The sequence below is a fragment of the Mycobacterium riyadhense genome (assembly GCF_963853645.1).
Lineage (GTDB): Bacteria > Actinomycetota > Actinomycetes > Mycobacteriales > Mycobacteriaceae > Mycobacterium > Mycobacterium riyadhense.
The window spans coordinates 80,415-103,044 of sequence record NZ_OY970456.1; the positions used below are offsets into that span (position 1 = coordinate 80,415).

Annotated in this window: 2 protein-coding genes and 5 pseudogenes; all 7 read left to right on the forward strand. The window is 65.5% G+C overall.

The features are described 5' to 3' along the window. Positions 1–17: 17 nt before the first annotated feature. Positions 18–6,272 (forward strand): annotated as a pseudogene (locus AADZ78_RS00370) (type I polyketide synthase); the annotation flags it as partial. Positions 6,273–6,491: 219 nt separating this feature from the next. After that, positions 6,492–7,124, forward strand: a pseudogene (locus tag AADZ78_RS00375) (thioesterase domain-containing protein); the annotation flags it as partial. Between the two features lie 237 nt (positions 7,125–7,361). Then, positions 7,362–8,996, forward strand: coding sequence for a DHA2 family efflux MFS transporter permease subunit (locus tag AADZ78_RS00380; protein ID WP_085249966.1), 1,635 nt, complete (start codon positions 7,362–7,364; stop codon positions 8,994–8,996). Between the two features lie 325 nt (positions 8,997–9,321). After that, positions 9,322–14,058: pseudogene (locus tag AADZ78_RS00385) on the forward strand (SDR family NAD(P)-dependent oxidoreductase); the annotation flags it as partial. 315 nt (positions 14,059–14,373) lie between these two features. Next, a pseudogene (locus AADZ78_RS28845) lies at positions 14,374–17,273 on the forward strand (type I polyketide synthase); the annotation flags it as partial. 45 nt (positions 17,274–17,318) lie between these two features. Continuing rightward, the gene (locus AADZ78_RS28850; RefSeq protein ID WP_423752188.1) at positions 17,319–19,520 is read left to right on the forward strand and encodes a type I polyketide synthase; all 2,202 of its coding nucleotides are present in this window, start codon (positions 17,319–17,321) and stop codon (positions 19,518–19,520) included. Beyond that, a pseudogene (locus AADZ78_RS00400) lies at positions 19,442–22,604 on the forward strand (type I polyketide synthase); the annotation flags it as partial. The gene AADZ78_RS28850 and the pseudogene AADZ78_RS00400, both read left to right, overlap by 79 nt. Positions 22,605–22,630: the final 26 nt, after the last annotated feature.

Here is a 22,630-nt window from a genome sequence, read left to right on the forward strand (position 1 = left end):
GGTATTTGCGGGCGCGTTTGCAGGGCGGGGCGACCGGGGTGGTGGTGCGTGCGCGGGTGCGGGCCGATGAGCCGATTGCGGTGGTGGGGATGGGGTGTCGGTTGCCGGGTGGGGTGGATGGCCCGCAGGGGTTGTGGGAGGTGGTTGTGGGGGGTCGGGATGTGATCTCGGGGTTCCCGACCGATCGGGGTTGGGATGTGGAGGGTCTTTATGATCCCGATCCTGATCGGGTGGGGGCGTCGTATACCCGGATGGGGGGGTTTGTTGAGGGGGTGGCCGATTTTGATGCGGGGTTTTTCGGGATTTCTCCGCGTGAGGCGTTGGCGATGGATCCCCAGCAGCGGCTGTTGTTGGAGACGGCGTGGGAGACCTTTGAGTCGGCCGGGATTGATCCGCGTTCGGTGCGCGGCAGTGACATTGGGGTCTTCGCTGGGGCGTATTCCTCCCAGTACGGAGGTGGGGGCGGGGCCGAGGTGGAGGGGTATTTGCTGACGGGCACTGAGGCCAGTGTGGTCTCGGGTCGGATTGCGTATGTGTTCGGGTTGGGGGGTCCGGCGGTGACGGTGGATACCGCGTGTTCGTCGTCGTTGGTGGCGGTGCATCAGGCGTGTGCGGCGTTGCGGGCTGGGGAGTGTTCGTTGGCGTTGGCTGGTGGGGTGACGGTGATGGCGACGCCGAGGATTTTTGTGGAGTTTTCCCGGCAGCGGGGGCTGTCGGTGGATGGGCGGTGTAAGTCGTTTGCGGCTGGGGCGGATGGGACGGGGTTTGCTGAGGGTGCGGGCCTGGTGTTGGTGGAGCGGCTTTCTGATGCCCGCCGCAACGGGCATGAGGTGTTGGCGGTGATCCGGGGTAGTGCGGTCAATCAGGACGGGGCCTCGAACGGGTTGACCGCCCCGAACGGGCCCTCGCAGGAGCGGGTGATCGCCGCGGCGCTGGCCAGCGCGGGGTTGGGGCCCGCGGAGGTGGATGTGGTGGAGGCCCATGGCACGGGCACGGTGTTGGGCGATCCGATTGAGGCCCAGGCGATTATCGCGACCTACGGGCAAGGCCGGGATCCGGATCGGCCGCTGTGGTTGGGGTCGGTCAAATCCAACATCGGCCATACCCAGGCCGCCGCGGGGGTGGCCGGGGTGATCAAGATGATCCAGGCATTGCGTCATGAGGTGTTGCCACAGACCTTGCATGTCGATGAGCCGTCTGCGCATGTGGATTGGTCGGCCGGTGCGGTGTCGCTGCTGACCCAGGCCCAGCCCTGGCCGCATAACGGGCGGGTACGCCGGGCAGCGGTGTCCTCGTTCGGCATTTCGGGCACCAACGCCCACCTGATCCTGGAGCAGGCCCCCGCTTCGGAGCTGCCCGCCGACGGTGAGGTCCAAAGCGTCCCGGTGGACGTGTCGGATTCGGTGCTGGCGTGGGTGATCTCGGCCAAGACCGAGACCGGGCTTAAAGCGCAGGCGGCCCGGTTGGGCTCCTATCTGGCCGACCATCCCGGGTTGGGGGCCGCCGATGTGGGGTTTTCGTTGGCCACGGGCCGGGCCGGGTTGGAGCACCGAGCGGTGGTGGTCGGTGCCGACCGGGGCGAGTTGCTGGCCGGGTTGGCCGGGTTGGCGGCCGGGTCCCCGACACCGGGGGTGGTGACCGGGCGTGTGGCAGACGGTAAGACCGCGTTCGTGTTCGCCGGTCAGGGGGGCCAGTGGCCGGCCATGGCGGTGCAGTTGTGGGATTTCTCGCCGGTGTTCGCCGCGCAGATGCGCGCGTGCGGGCAGGCGCTGGCCCCGCATGTGGGGTGGTCGTTGGAGGAAGTGCTGCGCGGCGGGGATGAGTCGTGGTTGACCCGGGTGGATGTGGTGCAGCCGGCGTTGTTCGCGGTGATGGTGTCGTTAGCGGCGTTATGGCGGGCCTGCGGGGTGACACCTGACATGGTGATGGGCCATTCCCAGGGCGAGATCGCCGCGGCGTATGTGGCCGGCGGGCTGAGTTTAGAAGACGCGGCAAAGGTGGTGGCGCTGCGCAGCCAGGCGATCGCCGAGCTGGCCGGGTCGGGCGGGATGGCTGCGATCGGGTTGCCGGCAGCCCAGGTCGACCAGCGGCTGACGCAGTACGGCCAGCGGGTGTCGGTGGCCGCAATCAACAGCCCGGCCTCCACGGTGGTCTGCGGTGACCCGGCGGCATTGGACGAATTGGTGGCCGCCTGTGCGGCCCAAGGGGTGTTCGCCCGGCGGATCCCGGTGGATTACGCCTCGCATTCAGCGCAGGTGGAGGTTGTTGAGCAGCGGCTGGTGGCGCAGTTGTCGGGGATTAGCCCGCGGGCGGGCACGGTGCCGTTTTACTCCACAGTCACCGGTGAGCAGCTAAGCACCGAGGCCCTCGACGGCCGGTATTGGTATGCCAATTTGCGTCAGCCGGTCCAGTTCGAGCGGGCCACTCGCGGGCTGATCGAGCAGGGGTGTCGGGCGTTGATCGAGATGGGTCCGCATCCGGTGTTAGCGGTCGCGATGACCGAAACAGCCGAAGCCAGCAACGCGGGTGCGGTGGCGGTGTTGGGTTCACTGCGCCGCGACGAAGGCGGTTGGCCGCGCTTTGTCACCTCACTCGCCGAGGCGCACGTAGCCGGAGTAACCGTGAACTGGGCAACGATATTTGCCCCGCATCACCCTAAGCGGGTGGAGTTACCGACGTATGCGTTTGAGCACCAGCGATATTGGTTGACGGGGACGCCGGCGGGGTCTGGGGATGTGTCGGGGTCGGGGTTGGATCGGGCTGAGCATGCGTTGTTGGGGGCGGTGCTAGCCCAGGCGGATTCGGGTGGGGTGGTGCTGACCGGGCAGCTGTCGCTGAGCGCGCAGCCGTGGTTGGCCGATCATGCGGTGGGCGGGGTGGTGCTGTTTCCCGGGACCGGGTTTGTGGAGTTGGCCATCCGTGCCGGCGACGAGGTGGGGTGCGGGGTCATTGAGGAGCTGACATTGGCGGCTCCGCTGGTGCTGCCGACTCAGGGCCAGGTGCGGGTTCAGGTGGTGGTGGGTGGGGTCGGTGAGTCCGGTGGACGCCCAGTGTCGGTGTATTCGCTTGGCGGCGAAGCTGATTCGCAGTGGGTACGGCACGCCGCGGGGATGCTCGGGGCCGGTCACGCTGGCTCCTCGGCCGATCTGTCGGTGTGGCCGCCGGTGGGCGCGCTCAGCGTGGATATCTCGGATGCTTATGCGCGGTTGGCCGAGCGCGGCTATGAGTACGGGCGTGCGTTTCGCGGATTGAGGTCGATGTGGCGGCGCGGCCAGGAAGTGTTCGTCGAAGTTGGTGTGCCTGAGGATGCCGGGGTTGACCTTGGCGGGTTTGGGTTGCATCCGGTGTTATTCGACGCGGCGCTTCATGCGGTGGCATTGGCCGCCGACACCGGCACCGCCCAGACACTGCTGCCGTTCTCCTGGCGCGCGGTGTCGCTACACGCCCGGGGTGCTTCGTGGGTACGGGCCCGCATCGCCCCGGTCGATGCCGACAGTGATGGTGGTGGTGGATTCTCGGTGGAGCTGGCCGACATCACGGGTGGGCCGGTGTTGTCGGTGGGTTTGCTGACCGCCCGCCCGATATCGGCTGAACAGTTGCGGTCGGCGGCGTCGGCCGCTGGCCGTGGCGGGTCTGGTCGGTTGTTTGAGCTGGATTGGGTGACGGCGCCGGTCCCGACCGAACCGCCGGCCGCGGTGTCGGTGCTTTCCTGGGATGGTTTCGAACAATCGGCAATGCCCGCCGACGCCCCGGATGCGCCGGACGTGGTGGTGTGGGAGCTGCCGATCTCGCCCGGTGCGGTGGTGGCGGGAGTGTATGCGGCCACCCATGCCGCTCTTGAGAGATTGCAATCGTGGCTGGCGCGGGATCGGGCGGCAGTGTTGGTGGTGTTGACCCATGGAGCGGTCGGATTGGCCGGGGAAGACGTCACCGATTTGGCGGGGGCGGCGGTGTGGGGGTTGGTGCGTGCGGCGCAGGCCGAACAACCAGGGCGGATCGTGCTGGTGGACACCGACGCGCCGGTGGACGTGGCTGTGCTGGTTGGCCTCGGGGAACCCCAGCTGCTTGTGCGCAGCGGCGGGGTGTATCTGGCTCGGTTGGCCCCAGCGCCGCCGCTGCTGCGGGTACCGCCGGGAGAGACGACGTGGCGGTTGGCCGTTGGTGGTGGGGGCACGTTTGAGGATGTGGTGGTGCAACCGTGCCCGCAGGCGCACGCTCCGTTGGGTGCCGGGCAGGTGCGGGTGGCGGTGCGCGCAGTGGGGGTCACTTTCCGGGATGTGCTGGCGGTATCGGGGATGTACCTAGGCCAGGCGCCGGTGCTGGGTTGTGAGGGCGCTGGGGTGGTGGTCGAGATCGGCCCTGATGTGGCCGGTGTGGCCGTCGGTGATGCGGTGCTGGGGTTGATAGAGGGGGTGGGTCCGCTGGCGGTGGTGGATCAGCGGCTGGTTTTCAGGGTGCCGTCGGGATGGTCGTTTGTCCAAGCAGCGGGTGTGCCGGTGGCGTTTTTGACCGCCTGGTTTGTGTTGGCGGACCTAGCCGCCCTCAGTGCTGGGGAGTCGGTGTTGGTGCACGCCGCGACCGAGGGGGTGGGGATGGCCGCGGTGCAGTTGGCCCGGTTACGGGGGGCCACGATTTTCGTCACCGCCGGCCGCGGTAAGTGGGACACGCTGCGCGCCATGGGTTTTGATGAAGAGCATATCGCTGATTCGCGCACGCTGGAGTTTGAGCAGAAATTCTTGGCGGTCACCGGAGGCCGTGGGGTGGATGTGGTGCTCAACGCGTTGGCCGGTGAGTTCCTCGACGCGTCGCTGCGGCTTTTGGCCGATGGTGGGCGTTTTATCGAAATGGGCAAGACCGACATCCGCGATCCGCAGACGATCGCCAAAACACATCCCGGTGTGTGGTATCGGGCGTTCGACTTGGCTGAGGCCGGACCGGAGCGAATCGCGGCGATATTGGTCGAATTGGGGGGGCTGTTTGAGGCCCGAACGTTACATCGGTTGCCTGTGAAGGCCTGGGATGTGCGTTGCGCCGCGGCGGCTTATCGGTATGTCAGTCGGGCCTGCCATGTCGGCAAGGTGGTGTTGACGATGCCGGGGGTGTTTGCCGATGCGTTGGCCGCGGGCACGGTGTTGATCACGGGCGGTACCGGGATGGCCGGTGCGGTGTTAGCCCGCCACGTGGTGGCTGCCTATGGGGTGCGGCATCTGCTGTTGGTGAGCCGACGTGGGATGGCCGCCGAGGGTGCCGGTGAGCTGGTGGCAGAGCTGACCCGGGCGGGGGCGCAGGTTCAGGTGGTCGCCTGCGACGTTGCTGACCGCGCGGCGGTAGCGGGGCTGTTGGACCGGTTGGCGGGGCAGTGTCCGCCGTTGACGGGGGTGATTCATGCCGCGGGGACCCTCGATGACGCGCTGATCGGTTCGTTGACGCCGGATCGGGTGGATGCAGTATTGCGGGCCAAGGTGGATGCGGCGTGGAACCTGCACGAGGTGACCTGCGACATGGGGTTGCCGATGTTTGCGCTGTGCTCCTCGATCGCGGGTGTGGTGGGCACTGCGGGCCAGGGCAATTATGCGGCCGCGAATGCGTTTTTGGATGGGTTGGCCGCTCATCGGCATGCGGCGGGGTTGGCGGGAGTGTCGTTGGCGTGGGGGTTGTGGGAGCAGGCCAGCGCGATGACCGGGCATTTGACCGATCGTGATAGGGCGCGGATGAGTCGTGGCGGAGTGGCGGCGATGACCGCCGAGCAGGCCGTCGAGATGTTCGATACCGCTCTAACGCTGGATCGCCCCACCGTGGTGGCCGCCCGCATAGACCATGCGGCGCTGGTTAACCGGGCTCAAAACGCTGAACTGGCGCCGTTATTTGGCGGGCTGATCCGCCGCCCGCTGCGACGGCAGGTCAAGGGTGCCGGCTCCGGGCCAGGGCTGATGGGAGGGCGACTGGCCGGGCTAAACGACACTGAACAACTCCGGGTGGTAAGGGAGTTGATCCTTCAGTGCACCGCAGATGTACTCGGGTGGGCGCGCGACGATCGAGCTAAATCGACTTTCGAGAATTCCGGCTTGGACTCATTGAATGCCATGGAGATCAGAAATCTGCTTAATTCGGCCACGGGTTTGAAATTGTCGCAAACGGTTATTTTTGATTACAAAACCCCTGATCTGTTGGCCCGTCACATTGTGGATAGGATCAATGAGCGTAGGAAAAATATTTCGACCGTCGATTCGCGATCCAGCGGATCCATCACCGAGGAATCGCGGTCGATTCTGATTCAGGATTCGCTTGAAGCACTATTCAAGGATGCGGTTGACGCGGGAAAAATGAGCGAAGGAATGCACCTGCTGCGCGCAGCATCGCGGCTCCGGCCGGTGTTCGGACCAGAGTGCGATGCGGACATTTTGCCGACTGCGACGAGGTTTACCGCCGGACCCAGATTGCCGCACCTGGTATTTATATGCACATCGGTATTTACCAGCGGTGTGTATGTTTATGCACGCATTGCGTCCGCATTTGAAAGCGTAAGACCTGTATCGGCTGTCCCACTTTGTGGATTCTCGGCGGGCGAACCTCTACCCAGCTCGCCCGAGGCCGCGGTGAAGTCGCTTGCGCGTGTGGTTATGGAGCTGGTAGGCGATGAGCCTTTTGTTCTTGCCGGCTATTCATCTGGTGGACATTTAGCCTATGCTCTGGGTGATTACTTTGAACACACGGAGAATGTGAGTGTGGCGGGAGTGGCATTACTGGATACCTATTCAATTGAAGATGGTGAACTATTATTGTCAACGAGTAATGATCTTTTTTACACAATGTACGAAAGAACACGCGATTGGGGGTTGTATAACGGTACTAGGCTGACCGCGATGGCGGGGTGGTCTGAACTGATGCCAAGTCTATACAAAGGGCCTCTTGAAGCAGATGTACTATTTGTGCAATGCACCAGGCCTTATCTCAAGGTGCGTTCTGAGTCTGGAAGTTTAGAGTACGCTATAGCCACGCCTTGGGCACCAAAACAGACTGTACGCACTGTACCGGCGCATCATGAATCCGTAGTATTTGAAGGCGCCGAGTTAGTAGCACAAATTCTAGAAGAATGGATTACCAGCCTCGAAATTTCACGGTAGCCCGGAGTTCTGAGGCCCCCGGAAATGGTCGCATTTCATGGCGTTTAAGCTCAGCCCCGGTCTGCAGGGTCCGCCACGCAGTGTAGAGCGGATCGGTTTGCGGCCGCGGTGTCCACAGGTGTCGAGTTGAAGACGGCGCCGGCAGGTATCCAGCGCCTCGCCGGTTAGCTAAGCCACGGACGGTTTGAAATACGGATACCGGCGTTGCGCCGCAATTACGGCAGATACAGTCAAGCAATGCGCCAGGCGGATCGGCCGCGGCGTGAGCCGAAGACCATTGCCAGCACGCACGCCACGGACGGATCGCGCCTGGACGACGACGCCCGTCCCGTCGACTATCCCACCACGCTGGATTCCAGACTCTTGATGACCATCGTGGCGTGCCTGATGCTCACGGTGATGGTCACCCTGGACACGACGGTCGTCAATGTGGCCCAGCGGACGTTCATCGACGAGTTCTCCTCGACCCAGGCTCTCGTCGCATGGACATCTACCGGCTACACGCTGTCGTTGGCCGCGGTGATTCCGCTCACCGGCTGGGCAGCCAACCGGCTGGGCACCAAACGGCTCGCGATAGCTTCGGTGCTGCTGTTCACCTTCGGATCCTTACTGTGCGGAATGGCATCAAACATCACCCAACTGGTGGCCTTTCGGGCGCTGCAGGGGCTTGGCGGCGGGATAGTCATACCGCTGCAGCTCATCATCCTGGCTCGTGCGGCTGGTCCGGCACGGTTAGCCCGCGTGATGACGATCAGCAATATCACCGCCTTGATGGCCCCGATTTTCGGGCCCGTTCTCGGTGGCTGGTTGATCAGCTCATTTGGCTGGCAGTGGATCTTCTTGATCAACATCCCCATGGGGGCGCTCGCCTTGGCACTGGCGGTATTCGTTCTCCCCAGCAATGATTCATTGCCCGCGGAGTCACTGGACGTCCTCGGCATGATCGTGCTGTCCCCGGGGCTCGTGCTGCTTCTTTATGGGCTGTCACTGTTGCCGGAGCGCGGCACGGCCAGCGATCCGCACACCTGGGTACCGATAACCGTTGGAGTGATGCTGACCGGGGCTTTCGTATTACACGCCCTGCGTCGGGCCGATCATGCGCTGATCGATCTGCGTCTATTGAAGAATCGAACAGTCGCTGCGGCCAACGGCACCAGGTTCGTGTTCGCCGTCGCCTTTTTCGGCAGCTGCCTGCTGTTTCCGGCCTATTTCCAGCAGGTCCTCGGAAAGACACCGTTGCAGTCCGGACTAGTTCTCATACCGCAATCCCTGGCCGCGGCCGTCACCGTGCCGATCGTAGGTCGACTGATGGAAACGCGGGGGCCGCGCCGCGTGGTGTTGGGCGGGACGGCCGCGACCGTCGTGGGCATGGGCATGTTTGTCTACGGCATGAGCCAAGAGCACGTACACCTAACGGTGCTGCTGGCCGGGCTCGCGACGTTCGGCGCCGGCTCCGCCTGCATGATGGTTCCGGTTTCCTGGTCGGCGGTGCACACACTCAATTCCAGCGAGGTAGCGCACGGCTCAACGTTATTCAACGTCAACCACACCGTCGCCGCGTCTGTCGGCGCTGCGTTGATGTCGGTGATGCTCACCAGCAGGTTCAACGCGAGTGCCAACATAGCCGCAGCGAGACAAGCAGATTCGATCCGCGCCGAGGCGGCCCGCCGGCTTGCGCCGCTCGACCCGGCCAAGCTGCCTTCCCAGGTTCGGCTCCCCGACTTCACCGAACACCTCACCAACGACTTGTCACTGGCCTATGCCGGGGTGTTCCTGATCGCCACGATCGTGGTCGCGGCAACCGTGGTACCCGCGTCGTTGCTACCCAAGCGGCCCGGCGGCCAGGTCGAGCTGCTACAGGTTGAGCCGTAAGAGCGAAACCGCACGCTATTCGTTGCATGCGCCGCGGGTCATGGCAACCTGCCGCAACTTCGCGATCAGCATTTTCCGGATCGACGGCTAGCAGAACATCCCCACCGGACTAAGCCACCACGCCAGACGCCCGGATCACGCCCTCGCGCTGGTGCTGACCTCAGCGAAATCTGCCAGTCAGAGTCGCTCACCAACCCTTCCGGGACTTTGGCGCCGAACTCCCTTTCTGTCGGAAGAGCCGGTTACGCTTACCAGCAGTTCGGAGAATCCCAGTCGCACACGACGATGGATGCATGAAACCCGGGATGCTGCAAGGAGTTAGCTCATGGACGACCACGCTGACGCCGAACGAGAATCTTTCGCGGATTCGGCGGGGTGTGGGGGTGGTGATTTCGTCGCGATTGTGGGGATGGCGTGTCGTTTTCCGGGTGCGTCGGATTTGTCGGGGTTGTGGTGTTTGTTGCGTGATGGTGTGGATGCGGTTGATGTGGTTCCGCGGGGTAGGGGTATTGGTGTGGGGCGGGCGGGTTTGGTTGAGGGTTGTGATGAGTTTGATGCGGGGTTTTTTGGGATTTCGCCGCGGGAGGCGGCGTCGATGGATCCGCAGCAGGGTTTGGCGTTGGAGTTGTGTTGGGAGGGGTTCGAGGATGCCGGGATTGTTGTTGATCGGTTGACGCCGTTGTCGGTGGGTGTCTTTTTGGGTGTGATGGCTAATGATTTCGCGGATTTGATGGGGACTGTTCCTGATGAGCAGATTAGTCCTTATTTGCATACCGGTATGGGTCGGAGTTTGATCGCTAATCGCGTTTCTCGCGCGTTGAGTTTGTCGGGGCCGAGTTTGACCGTCGATACCGGCCAGTCGTCGTCGTTGGTGGCGGTTCATTTGGCGTGTGAGAGTTTGCGGCGTCGGGAGTGTGGGGTTGCGTTGGCTGGTGGTGTGAATTTGATTTTGTCGCGCCATCACAGTCTGCGGACGGCGAAGTTTGATGCGCTTTCCCCGGACGGGCGGTGTTATGTCTTCGATTCGCGTGCTAATGGGTATGTGCGTGGCGAGGGCGGTGGGGTGGTTGTGTTGAAATCGCTGGCTGACGCTGTGCATTCGGGTGACCGGATTTATGGCGTTATCCGGGGTAGTGCGATCAATGCGGGTAGCGCTCATGCCGGTATCACGGTTCCTTCGGAATCTGCTCAAGCCGACGTGATCACACGCGCGTTGGCTAATGCCGGGCTGGGTCCTGAGGAGATTGGCTATGTGGAGCTTCATGGGACGGGCACTGCGGTGGGTGATCCTGTTGAGGCGGGCGCGCTTGGCGCTGTTTATGGAAATGCCCGGGGGCGGGGCGCGGCGTTGGGTGTTGGTTCGATCAAAACCAATATCGGTCATCTGGAGGGCGCGGCCGGAATCGCTGGCCTGATCAAGGCGGCATTGTGTGTGCAGCGGCAAGAACTTGTCGCGAGCCTGAACTTCTCGAAAGCCAATCCGCGGATCCCGTTGGATGAATTACGTCTGCGGGTGGTGACCAAGCATGAGCGCTGGCCTGCCGGCAGCGGCTCGCTGTCGGTTGGTGTGTCCTCGTTTGGTATGGGCGGCAGCAATTGCCATGTCATCGTGTGCCCGCCGTCGCGGTCGCCCGAGGCCGATGTTGTCTCGGCGCAGGTGACAGCGGCCCCGGTTGTGGCCGAGGCGGGGTTGGCGCTGGCGTGGGTGGTGTCGGCTAAGACCGAGACCGGGCTTAAAGCGCAGGCGGCCCGGTTGGCGTCGTATGTGGCCGACCATCCCGGGTTGGGGGCCGCCGATGTGGGGTTGTCGTTGGCCACCACGCGGGCGGGGTTGGAGCATCGGGCGGTGGTGGTGGGTGCCGATCGTGGCGAGTTGTTGGTGGGGTTGGCCGGGTTGGCGGCCGGGTCCCCGACACCGGGGGTGGTGACCGGGCGTGTGGCAGACGGTAAGACCGCGTTCGTGTTTCCTGGTCAGGGGGCGCAGCGGGCGGCGATGGGCGCCGAGTTGTACCGGTGTTATGGGGTTTTCGCTGAGGCGATCGATGTGGTTTGCGCCGAGTTGGATCCGTTGTTGGGCCGGTCGTTAAAAGAGTTGTTGTTCGCCGCCCCAGGGACTTTCGAGGCGGGATTGCTCGATGAGTCCACTTTCACCCAGCCTGCGTTGTTCGCGGTGGAAGTGGCGCTGTATCGGCTTGTTGAGTCTTGGGGGTTAAAGCCGGATTTCCTGATTGGGCATTCGATTGGGGAGTTGGTTGCGGCGTATCTGGCGGGGGTGTTCTCGCTAGCTGATGCGTGCGCGGTGGTGGCGGCGCGGGGACGGTTGATGGGTGGGCTGCCGGCTGGTGGGGCGATGGTGGCGGTCGCGGCCAGCGAACACGAGGTGGTTGCTTCGTTGGCGGGTTATGAGGGCCGTCTTTGTGTGGCGGGGGTTAACGCTCCGGGGTCGGTTGTGGTCTCTGGTGACGGCGACGCTATCGAGCAGTGGGTCGGGGTGTGGCAGCAGCGGGGCCGCAAGACCACCCGGTTGAAGGTGAGTCACGCTTTCCACTCGGCGCGGATGGAGCCGATGCTCGAGGAGTTCGGCGCGGTCCTTAAGGGCGTGTCCTTCGGGCAGGCGCAGCTTGCGGTGGTTTCCAACCTGACCGGCAGGGTTGCCACCGCCGAGGAGTTGGGCTCTGCGCGGTATTGGGTGCGTCATGCCCGCGAGGCGGTGCGGTTCATGGACGGGGTCGGGTCCCTAGCCGGTATGGGGGTGACCCGGTTCCTTGAGCTTGGCCCGACCGGGCCGCTCAGCGCGATGGTGGCTCAGTGCCTGGCAGAGCACGGCGATGACAAACCGAGCTTGTGTGTTGCGGTGTTGCGTGTCGATCAGCCCGAATCCGAGGCGGTGATGGGGTTTTTGGCGCAGGCGCATGTGGCGGGGGTGGGGGTGGATTGGGCGTCGGTGTTGGGGCCGTGGGGGCCGCGGCGGGTGGAGTTGCCGACGTATGCATTCCAGCGGCAGCGGTACTGGCTGTCGGGCAGGTCGGTGGGGGATGTCGCGTCGGTGGGTTTGTCGGGGGTGGGGCATCCGTTTTTGGCCGGGGGGGTGTGTTTGGGGGGTGAGCGGGGGTGGTTGTTTAGCGGGAGTTTGTCGGTGCAGACGCATCGGTGGCTGGCTGATTATGCGGTGGCTGATGTGGTGTTGGTGCCGGGTGCGGTGTTTGTGGAGATGGTGTTGGCTGCGGGGGCTAGGGCTGGTGTGCCGCGGGTAGAGGAGTTGGTGATTGAGGCGCCGTTGTTGTTGCCTGAGCAGGGCGCGGTGGCGTTGCAGTTGTTGATCGGTGGCCCGGATGCCGAGGGTCGCTGCGGGTTTGAGGTGTATTCACGTCCGGAGCACTCTGTTGGGCTAGCTGGTGATGGGGATGTGGGGGTGGGGTGGGTTCATCACGTTAGTGGTGTGTTGGTGGCCGGTGTGGATGGTGGGGAGTTAGAGGGGTGGTCTTTGTCGTGGCCGCCGGCGGAGGCGGTTGCTGTGGCTGGTTCGTTGTATGACCAGCCGGGCGGGGTGGGTGGTTTTCATTATGGTCCGGCGTTTCAGGGTGTGCGTGCGGTGTGGCGCCGCGACCAGGAGTTGTTTGTTGAGGTGGGGTTGGATGCTGATCTGATCGGTGAGGCGGCGGGTTTTGGGGTGCATCCGGCGTTGTTGAACGCGGCGTGGCATGTGGCCCCGGATTTGTGGGGTGACCAGTCGGCGTCGGGTGGGTTGCCGGTGTCGTTTGCTTGGGGTGGGGTGTCGCTACATGCTCGGGGTGTTTCGGCGTTGCGGGTGGCGATCGGTTCGGTTGAGGGCGGGGGGTTGTGGTTACGGGCGGTGGATGAGTTTGGGGCGCCGGTGGTGTCGGTGGAGTCGTTGCAGTTTCGGCGGGTGGATGCTGTGGCGTTGGGTCGGGTGGGGGCGCGGCGGCTGGATTGGCTGCATGAGGTGGACTGGGTGGCAGTACAAAGCCCGCCTGAGGGGGTGGTGCCGGGGGTGGCGGTCCTTGATCGCGGCGGGCCGATGGAGTTAGCGGGGGAGGGTGTGCGGTGTTATCCGGATTTGGGGGCGTTGATCGCCGTGGTTGGTGCGGGGGGCAGCGCACCGGAGGTGGTGTTGACCGCGGTGCCGATCGCCGCTGCTGGTGTTGGTGAGGTTCGTGGGGGGTTGTATGACACCTTGGAGCTGATTCAGGCGTGGTTGGGTGAGCCGGTTTTGGTGGGTTCGCGGTTGGTGGTGGTGACTCAGGCGGCGGTGGCGGCTGTTGAGGGTGAGGTGCCTGATTTGGCGGGTGCGCTGGTGGAGGGGTTGTTGCGCAGCGCGGCGTCGGAGCATCCGGGCCGGTTTATGTTGCTCGATCTTGATGGCAGTGCGGCGTCGTGGGCGGCGGTGCCGGCGGCGGTGGCCCAGCGTGGTGAGCCGCGGTTGGCGGTGCGCGACGGTGTGGTGTTGGCGCCTCGGCTGGTGCAGGTGAGCGAGCAAGTCGGGGATCCGGTGGCGGGGTCGGTGTTTGATCCGGCGGCGGCGGTGTTGATCACCGGGGGGACTGGGGTGTTGGGGATGGCGCTGGCCCGGCATGTGGCGGCCCGGTATGGGGTGGGGCATGTGGTGTTGGTGAGTCGGGGTGGTGCGGCGGCGGCCGGGGTTGAGCAGTTGGTTGCGGAGTTGGGCGAGTTGGGGTGTGGGGTGCAGGTGGTGGCCTGCGATGTGGGCGATCGTGAGCAGTTGGCGGGGTTGGTGGACAGCGTTTGTGGTGAGCATCGGCTGGGCGCGGTCATTCATGTTGCTGGGGTGTTGGCGGATGGGGTGATTGAGTCGCTGGATCGTGCGCGGGTGGAGCAGGTGTTGGCGCCCAAGGTCGATGGTGCGTGGCATTTGCATGAGTTGACCCGGGAGATGGGGTTGTCGGCGTTTGTGTTGTTTTCTTCGGCTGCTGCGGTGTTGGGCAGCGCGGGGCAGGCCAATTATGTGGCGGGCAACGCGTTTTTGGATGCGTTGGCGTGCTACCGGCGCGGGCAGGGGTTGGCGGGGGTGTCGTTGGGGTGGGGGTTGTGGGAGCAGGCCAGCGCCATGGCCGGCGAGATGCAGCGGATGGGGTTGGCGGGGATGTCGACCGAGCAGGGTTTGGAGTTGTTTGATCTGGCGTGTGCGCGCGGTGAGCCGGTGTTGGTGCCGGCGCGTCTGGATGTGGCCGCGTTGCGTCGCCAAGCGCGGTTGGGGTTGTTGCCGGCGGTGTTGAGTGGGTTGGTGAGTCTTCCGGTCGCGGCGGCTTCGGCTGGCGGTTCGTTGGCCCAGCGGCTGGCTAGAGCAGCTGAGGCGGACTGGGATGCGGTGTTGTTGGCGGAGTTGCGGGGTCAGCTGGCCGCGGTGTTGGGGCACTCCTCGCCGGAGGCGGTGGCGGCGGAGCGGGCGTTTAGCGATCTGGGGTTGGACTCGCGGGGCGCGGTGGAGTTGCGTAACCGGTTGGCTCAGGCCACGGGTCTGACGTTGCCGGCCACGGTGATTTTCGATCACCCCAACTTGGCTGCGGTGGCTGGGTATTTGCGGGCGCGTTTGCAGGGCGGGGCGACCGGGGTGGTGGTGCGTGCGCGGGTGCGGGCCGATGAGCCGATTGCGGTGGTGGGGATGGGGTGTCGGTTGCCGGGTGGGGTGGATGGCCCGCAGGGGTTGTGGGAGGTGGTTGTGGGGGGTCGGGATGTGATCTCGGGGTTCCCGACCGATCGGGGTTGGGATGTGGAGGGTCTTTATGATCCCGATCCTGATCGGGTGGGGGCGTCGTATACCCGGATGGGGGGGTTTGTTGAGGGGGTGGCCGATTTTGATGCGGGGTTTTTCGGGATTTCTCCGCGTGAGGCGTTGGCGATGGATCCCCAGCAGCGGCTGTTGTTGGAGACGGCGTGGGAGACCTTTGAGTCGGCCGGGATTGATCCGCGTTCGGTGCGCGGCAGTGACATTGGGGTCTTCGCTGGGGCGTATTCCTCCCAGTACGGAGGTGGGGGCGGGGCCGAGGTGGAGGGGTATTTGCTGACGGGCACTGAGGCCAGTGTGGTCTCGGGTCGGATTGCGTATGTGTTCGGGTTGGGGGGTCCGGCGGTGACGGTGGATACCGCGTGTTCGTCGTCGTTGGTGGCGGTGCATCAGGCGTGTGCGGCGTTGCGGGCTGGGGAGTGTTCGTTGGCGTTGGCTGGTGGGGTGACGGTGATGGCGACGCCGAGGATTTTTGTGGAGTTTTCCCGGCAGCGGGGGCTGTCGGTGGATGGGCGGTGTAAGTCGTTTGCGGCTGGGGCGGATGGGACGGGGTTTGCTGAGGGTGCGGGCCTGGTGTTGGTGGAGCGGCTTTCTGATGCCCGCCGCAACGGGCATGAGGTGTTGGCGGTGATCCGGGGTAGTGCGGTCAATCAGGACGGGGCCTCGAACGGGTTGACCGCCCCGAACGGGCCCTCGCAGGAGCGGGTGATCGCCGCGGCGCTGGCCAGCGCGGGGTTGGGGCCCGCGGAGGTGGATGTGGTGGAGGCCCATGGCACGGGCACGGTGTTGGGCGATCCGATTGAGGCCCAGGCGATTATCGCGACCTACGGGCAAGGCCGGGATCCGGATCGGCCGCTGTGGTTGGGGTCGGTCAAATCCAACATCGGCCATACCCAGGCCGCCGCGGGGGTGGCCGGGGTGATCAAGATGATCCAGGCATTGCGTCATGAGGTGTTGCCACAGACCTTGCATGTCGATGAGCCGTCTGCGCATGTGGATTGGTCGGCCGGTGCGGTGTCGCTGCTGACCCAGGCCCAGCCCTGGCCGCATAACGGGCGGGTACGCCGGGCAGCGGTGTCCTCGTTCGGCATTTCGGGCACCAACGCCCACCTGATCCTGGAGCAGGCCCCCGCTTCGGAGCTGCCCGCCGACGGTGAGGTCCAAAGCGTCCCGGTGGACGTGTCGGATTCGGTGCTGGCGTGGGTGATCTCGGCCAAGACCGAGACCGGGCTTAAAGCGCAGGCGGCCCGGTTGGGCTCCTATCTGGCCGAGCACCCGGGGTTGGGGGCCGCGGATGTGGGGTTTTCGTTGGCCACGGGCGGGCCGGGTTGGAGCACCGAGCGGTGGTGGTGGGTGCCGACCGGGGCGAGTTGCTGGCCGGGTTGGCCGGGTTGGCGGCCGGGTCCCCGACACCGGGGGTGGTGACCGGGCGTGTGGCAGACGGTAAGACCGCGTTCGTGTTTCCTGGTCAGGGGGCGCAGCGGGCGGCGATGGGCGCCGAGTTGTACCGGTGTTATGGGGTTTTCGCTGAGGCGATCGATGTGGTTTGCGCCGAGTTGGATCCGTTGTTGGGCCGGTCGTTAAAAGAGTTGTTGTTCGCCGCCCCAGGGACTTTCGAGGCGGGATTGCTCGATGAGTCCACTTTCACCCAGCCTGCGTTGTTCGCGGTGGAAGTGGCGCTGTATCGGCTTGTTGAGTCTTGGGGGTTAAAGCCGGATTTCCTGATTGGGCATTCGATTGGGGAGTTGGTTGCGGCGTATCTGGCGGGGGTGTTCTCGCTAGCTGATGCGTGCGCGGTGGTGGCGGCGCGGGGACGGTTGATGGGTGGGCTGCCGGCTGGTGGGGCGATGGTGGCGGTCGCGGCCAGCGAACACGAGGTGGTTGCTTCGTTGGCGGGTTATGAGGGCCGTCTTTGTGTGGCGGGGGTTAACGCTCCGGGGTCGGTTGTGGTCTCTGGTGACGCCGACGCTATCGAGCAGTGGGTCGGGGTGTGGCAGCAGCGGGGCCGCAAGACCACCCGGTTGAAGGTGAGTCACGCTTTCCACTCGGCGCGGATGGAGCCGATGCTCGAGGAGTTCGGCGCGGTCCTTAAGGGCGTGTCCTTCGGGCAGGCGCAGCTTGCGGTGGTTTCCAACCTGACCGGCAGGGTTGCCACCGCCGAGGAGTTGGGCTCTGCGCGGTATTGGGTGCGTCATGCCCGCGAGGCGGTGCGGTTCATGGACGGGGTCGGGTTCCTAGCCGGTGTGGGGGTGACCCGGTTCCTTGAGCTTGGCCCGACCGGGCCGCTCAGCGCGATGGTGGCTCAGTGCCTGGCAGAGCACGGCGATGACAAACCGAGCTTGTGTGTTGCGGTGTTGCGTGTCGATCAGCCCGAATCCGAGGCGGTGATGGGGTTTTTGGCGCAGGCGCATGTGGCGGGGGTGGGGGTGGATTGGGCGTCGGTGTTGGGGCCGTGGGGGCCGCGGCGGGTGGAGTTGCCGACGTATGCCTTTGAGCGGCAGCGGTACTGGCTGTCGGGTAGGTCGGTGGGGGATGTGGCGTCGGTGGGTTTGTCGGGGGTGGGGCATCCGTTTTTGGCCGGGGGGGTGTGTTTGGGGGGTGAGCGGGGGTGGTTGTTTAGCGGGAGTTTGTCGGTGCAGACGCATCGGTGGCTGGCTGATTATGCGGTGGCTGATGTGGTGTTGGTGCCGGGTGCGGTGTTTGTGGAGATGGTGTTGGCTGCGGGGGCTAGGGCTGGTGTTTCGCGGGTAGAGGAGTTGGTGATTGAGGCGCCGTTGTTGTTGCCTGAGCAGGGCGCGGTGGCGTTGCAGTTGTTGATCGGTGGCCCGGATGCCGAGGGTCGCTGCGGGTTTGAGGTGTATTCACGTCCGGAGCACTCTGTTGGGCTAGCTGGTGATGGGGATGTGGGGGTGGGGTGGGTTCATCACGTTAGTGGTGTGTTGGTGGCCGGTGTGGATGGTGGGGAGTTAGAGGGGTGGTCTTTGTCGTGGCCGCCGGCGGAGGCGGTTGCTGTGGCTGGTTCGTTGTATGACCAGCCGGGCGGGGTGGGTGGTTTTCATTATGGTCCGGCGTTTCAGGGTGTGCGTGCGGTGTGGCGCCGCGACCAGGAGTTGTTTGTTGAGGTGGGGTTGGATGCTGATCTGATCGGTGAGGCGGCGGGTTTTGGGGTGCATCCGGCGTTGTTGAACGCGGCGTGGCATGTGGCCCCGGATTTGTGGGGTGACCAGTCGGCGTCGGGTGGGTTGCCGGTGTCGTTTGCTTGGGGTGGGGTGTCGCTACATGCTCGGGGTGTTTCGGCGTTGCGGGTGGCGATCGGTTCGGTTGAGGGCGGGGGGTTGTGGTTACGGGCGGTGGATGAGTTTGGGGCGCCGGTGGTGTCGGTGGAGTCGTTGCAGTTTCGGCGGGTGGATGCTGTGGCGTTGGGTCGGGTGGGGGCGCGGCGGCTGGATTGGCTGCATGAGGTGGACTGGGTGGCAGTACAAAGCCCGCCTGAGGGGGTGGTGCCGGGGGTGGCGGTCCTTGATCGCGGCGGGCCGATGGAGTTAGCGGGGGAGGGTGTGCGGTGTTATCCGGATTTGGGGGCGTTGATCGCCGTGGTTGGTGCGGGGGGCAGCGCACCGGAGGTGGTGTTGACCGCGGTGCCGATCGCCGCTGCTGGTGTTGGTGAGGTTCGTGGGGGGTTGTATGACACCTTGGAGCTGATCCAGGCGTGGCTGGGTGAGCCGATTTTGGTGGGTTCGCGGTTGGTGGTGGTGACTCAGGCGGCGGTGGCGGCTGTTGAGGGTGAGGCGCCTGATCTGGCGGGTGCGCTGGTGGATGGGTTGTTGCGCAGCGCGGCGTCAGAGCATCCGGGCCGGTTTATGTTGCTCGATCTTGATGGCAGTGCGGCGTCGTGGGCGGCGGTGCCGGCGGCGGTGGCCCAGCGTGGTGAGCCGCGGTTGGCGGTGCGCGACGGTGTGGTGTTGGCGCCTCGGCTGGTGCAGGTGAGCGAGCAAGTCGGGGATCCGGTGGCGGGGTCGGTGTTTGATCCGGCGGCGGCGGTGTTGATCACCGGGGGGACTGGGGTGTTGGGGATGGCGCTGGCCCGGCATGTGGCGGCCCGGTATGGGGTGGGGCATGTGGTGTTGGTGAGTCGGGGTGGTGCGGCGGCGGCCGGGGTTGAGCAGTTGGTTGCGGAGTTGGGCGAGTTGGGGTGTGGGGTGCAGGTGGTGGCCTGCGATGTGGGCGATCGTGAGCAGTTGGCGGGGTTGGTGGACAGCGTTTGTGGTGAGCATCGGCTGGGCGCGGTCATTCATGTTGCTGGGGTGTTGGCGGATGGGGTGATTGAGTCGCTGGATCGTGCGCGGGTGGAGCAGGTGTTGGCGCCCAAGGTCGATGGTGCGTGGCATTTGCATGAGTTGACCCGGGAGATGGGGTTGTCGGCGTTTGTGTTGTTTTCTTCGGCTGCTGCGGTGTTGGGCAGCGCGGGGCAGGCCAATTATGTGGCGGGCAACGCGTTTTTGGATGCGTTGGCGTGCTACCGGCGCGGGCAGGGGTTGGCGGGGGTGTCGTTGGGGTGGGGGTTGTGGGAGCAGCCCAGCCTCGCGCCATGGATCCGGCGCGGATGCAGCGGATGGGGTTGGCGGGGATGTCGACCGAGCAGGGTTTGGAGTTGTTTGATCTGGCGTGTGCGCGCGGTGAGCCGGTGTTGGTGCCGGCGCGTCTGGATGTGGCCGCGTTGCGTCGCCAAGCGCGGTTGGGGTTGTTGCCGGCGGTGTTGAGTGGGTTGGTGAGTCTTCCGGTCGCGGCGGCTTCGGCTGGCGGTTCGTTGGCCCAGCGGCTGGCTAGAGCAGCTGAGGCGGACTGGGATGCGGTGTTGTTGGCGGAGTTGCGGGGTCAGCTGGCCGCGGTGTTGGGGCACTCCTCGCCGGAGGCGGTGGCGGCGGAGCGGGCGTTTAGCGATCTGGGGTTGGACTCGCGGGGCGCGGTGGAGTTGCGTAACCGGTTGGCTCAGGCCACGGGTCTGACGTTGCCGGCCACGGTGATTTTCGATCACCCCAACTTGGCTGCGGTGGCTGGGTATTTGCGGGCGCGTTTGCAGGGCGGGGCGACCGGGGTGGTGGTGCGTGCGCGGGTGCGGGCCGATGAGCCGATTGCGGTGGTGGGGATGGGGTGTCGGTTGCCGGGTGGGGTGGATGGCCCGCAGGGGTTGTGGGAGGTGGTTGTGGGGGGTCGGGATGTGATCTCGGGGTTCCCGACCGATCGGGGTTGGGATGTGGAGGGTCTTTATGATCCCGATCCTGATCGGGTGGGGGCGTCGTATACCCGGATGGGGGGGTTTGTTGAGGGGGTGGCCGATTTTGATGCGGGGTTTTTCGGGATTTCTCCGCGTGAGGCGTTGGCGATGGATCCCCAGCAGCGGCTGTTGTTGGAGACGGCGTGGGAGACCTTTGAGTCGGCCGGGATTGATCCGCGTTCGGTGCGCGGCAGTGACATTGGGGTCTTCGCTGGGGCGTATTCCTCCCAGTACGGAGGTGGGGGCGGGGCCGAGGTGGAGGGGTATTTGCTGACGGGCACTGAGGCCAGTGTGGTCTCGGGTCGGATTGCGTATGTGTTCGGGTTGGGGGGTCCGGCGGTGACGGTGGATACCGCGTGTTCGTCGTCGTTGGTGGCGGTGCATCAGGCGTGTGCGGCGTTGCGGGCTGGGGAGTGTTCGTTGGCGTTGGCTGGTGGGGTGACGGTGATGGCGACGCCGAGGATTTTTGTGGAGTTTTCCCGGCAGCGGGGGCTGTCGGTGGATGGGCGGTGTAAGTCGTTTGCGGCTGGGGCGGATGGGACGGGGTTTGCTGAGGGTGCGGGCCTGGTGTTGGTGGAGCGGCTTTCTGATGCCCGCCGCAACGGGCATGAGGTGTTGGCGGTGATCCGGGGTAGTGCGGTCAATCAGGACGGGGCCTCGAACGGGTTGACCGCCCCGAACGGGCCCTCGCAGGAGCGGGTGATCGCCGCGGCGCTGGCCAGCGCGGGGTTGGGGCCCGCGGAGGTGGATGTGGTGGAGGCCCATGGCACGGGCACGGTGTTGGGCGATCCGATTGAGGCCCAGGCGATTATCGCGACCTACGGGCAAGGCCGCCCGGGGGATCGGCCGCTGTGGTTGGGGTCGGTCAAATCCAACATCGGCCATACCCAGGCCGCCGCGGGGGTGGCCGGGGTGATCAAGATGATCCAGGCATTGCGTCATGAGGTGTTGCCACAGACCTTGCATGTCGATGAGCCGTCTGCGCATGTGGATTGGTCGGCCGGTGCGGTGTCGCTGCTGACCCAGGCCCAGCCCTGGCCGCATAACGGGCGGGTACGCCGGGCAGCGGTGTCCTCGTTCGGCATTTCGGGCACCAACGCCCACCTGATCCTGGAGCAGGCCCCCCCCACCCACCACCAGTGCGGGTGCCCCGACACCGGCCCCGACCCCGGTGCTGGCGGAGGCGGGGGTGGTGCTGGCGTGGCCGGTGTCGGCCAAGACCGAGGCCGGGTTGGAGGCCCAGGCGGCCCGGTTGGGTGCCTATCTGGCCGAGCACCCGGGGTTGGGGGCCGCGGATGTGGGGTTTTCGTTGGCCACGGGCCGGGCCGGGTTGGAGCACCGAGCGGTGGTGGTGGGTGCCGACCGGGGCGAGTTGCTGGCCGGGTTGGCCGGGTTGGCGGCCGGGTCCCCCACACCGGGGGTGGTGACCGGGCGTGTGGCAGACGGTAAGACCGCGTTCGTGTTCGCCGGTCAGGGGGGCCAGTGGCCGGCCATGGCGGTGCAGTTGTGGGATTTCTCGCCGGTGTTCGCCGCGCAGATGCGCGCGTGCGGGCAGGCGCTGGCCCCGCATGTGGGGTGGTCGTTGGAAGAAGTGCTGCGCGGCGGGGATGAGTCGTGGTTGACCCGGGTGGATGTGGTGCAGCCGGCGTTGTTCGCGGTGATGGTGTCGTTAGCGGCGTTATGGCGGGCCTGCGGGGTGACACCTGACATGGTGATGGGCCATTCCCAGGGCGAGATCGCCGCGGCGTATGTGGCCGGCGGGCTGAGTTTAGAAGACGCGGCAAAGGTGGTGGCGCTGCGCAGCCAGGCGATCGCCGAGCTGGCCGGGTCGGGCGGGATGGCTGCGATCGGGTTGCCGGCAGCCCAGGTCGACCAGCGGCTGACGCAGTACGGCCAGCGGGTGTCGGTGGCCGCAATCAACAGCCCGGCCTCCACGGTGGTCTGCGGTGACCCGGCGGCATTGGACGAATTGGTGGCCGCCTGTGCGGCCCAAGGGGTGTTCGCCCGGCGTATCCCGGTGGATTACGCCTCGCATTCAGCACAGGTGGAGGTTGTTGAGCAGCGGCTGGTGGCGCAGTTGTCGGGGATCTGCCCCCGCGCGGGCACTGTGCCCTTTTACTCCACAGTCACCGGTGAGCAGCTAAGCACCGAGGCCCTCGACGGCCGGTATTGGTATGCCAATTTGCGTCAGCCGGTCCAGTTCGAGCGGGCCACCCGCGGGCTGATCGAGCAGGGGTGTCGGGCGTTGATCGAGATGGGCCCCCATCCGGTGTTAGCGGTCGCGATGACCGAAACAGCCGAAGCCAGCAACGCGGGTGCGGTGACAGTGTTGGGTTCACTGCGCCGCGACGAAGGCGGATGGCGCCGCTTTGTCACCTCACTCGCCGAGGCGCACGTAGCCGGAGTAACCGTGAACTGGGCAACGATATTTGCCCCGCATCACCCCACGCGAGTGCCATTGCCGACGTATGCGTTTCAGCGGCAACGGTACTGGCTGTCGGGGACGCCGGCGGGAGGTTCGCTGCGGCGGTCGGTGGTCGGGGACCGCGATGCGGCTATGTCGGGGTCGGCGCGAGGGCAGCGATGGGCCGGGCT

Bases quoted from the DNA above. Each gene is read 5' to 3' on its own strand.
- AADZ78_RS00380 (WP_085249966.1), top strand. From the start codon at position 7,362: ATGCGCCAGGCGGATCGGCCGCGGCGTGAGCCGAAGACCATTGCCAGC.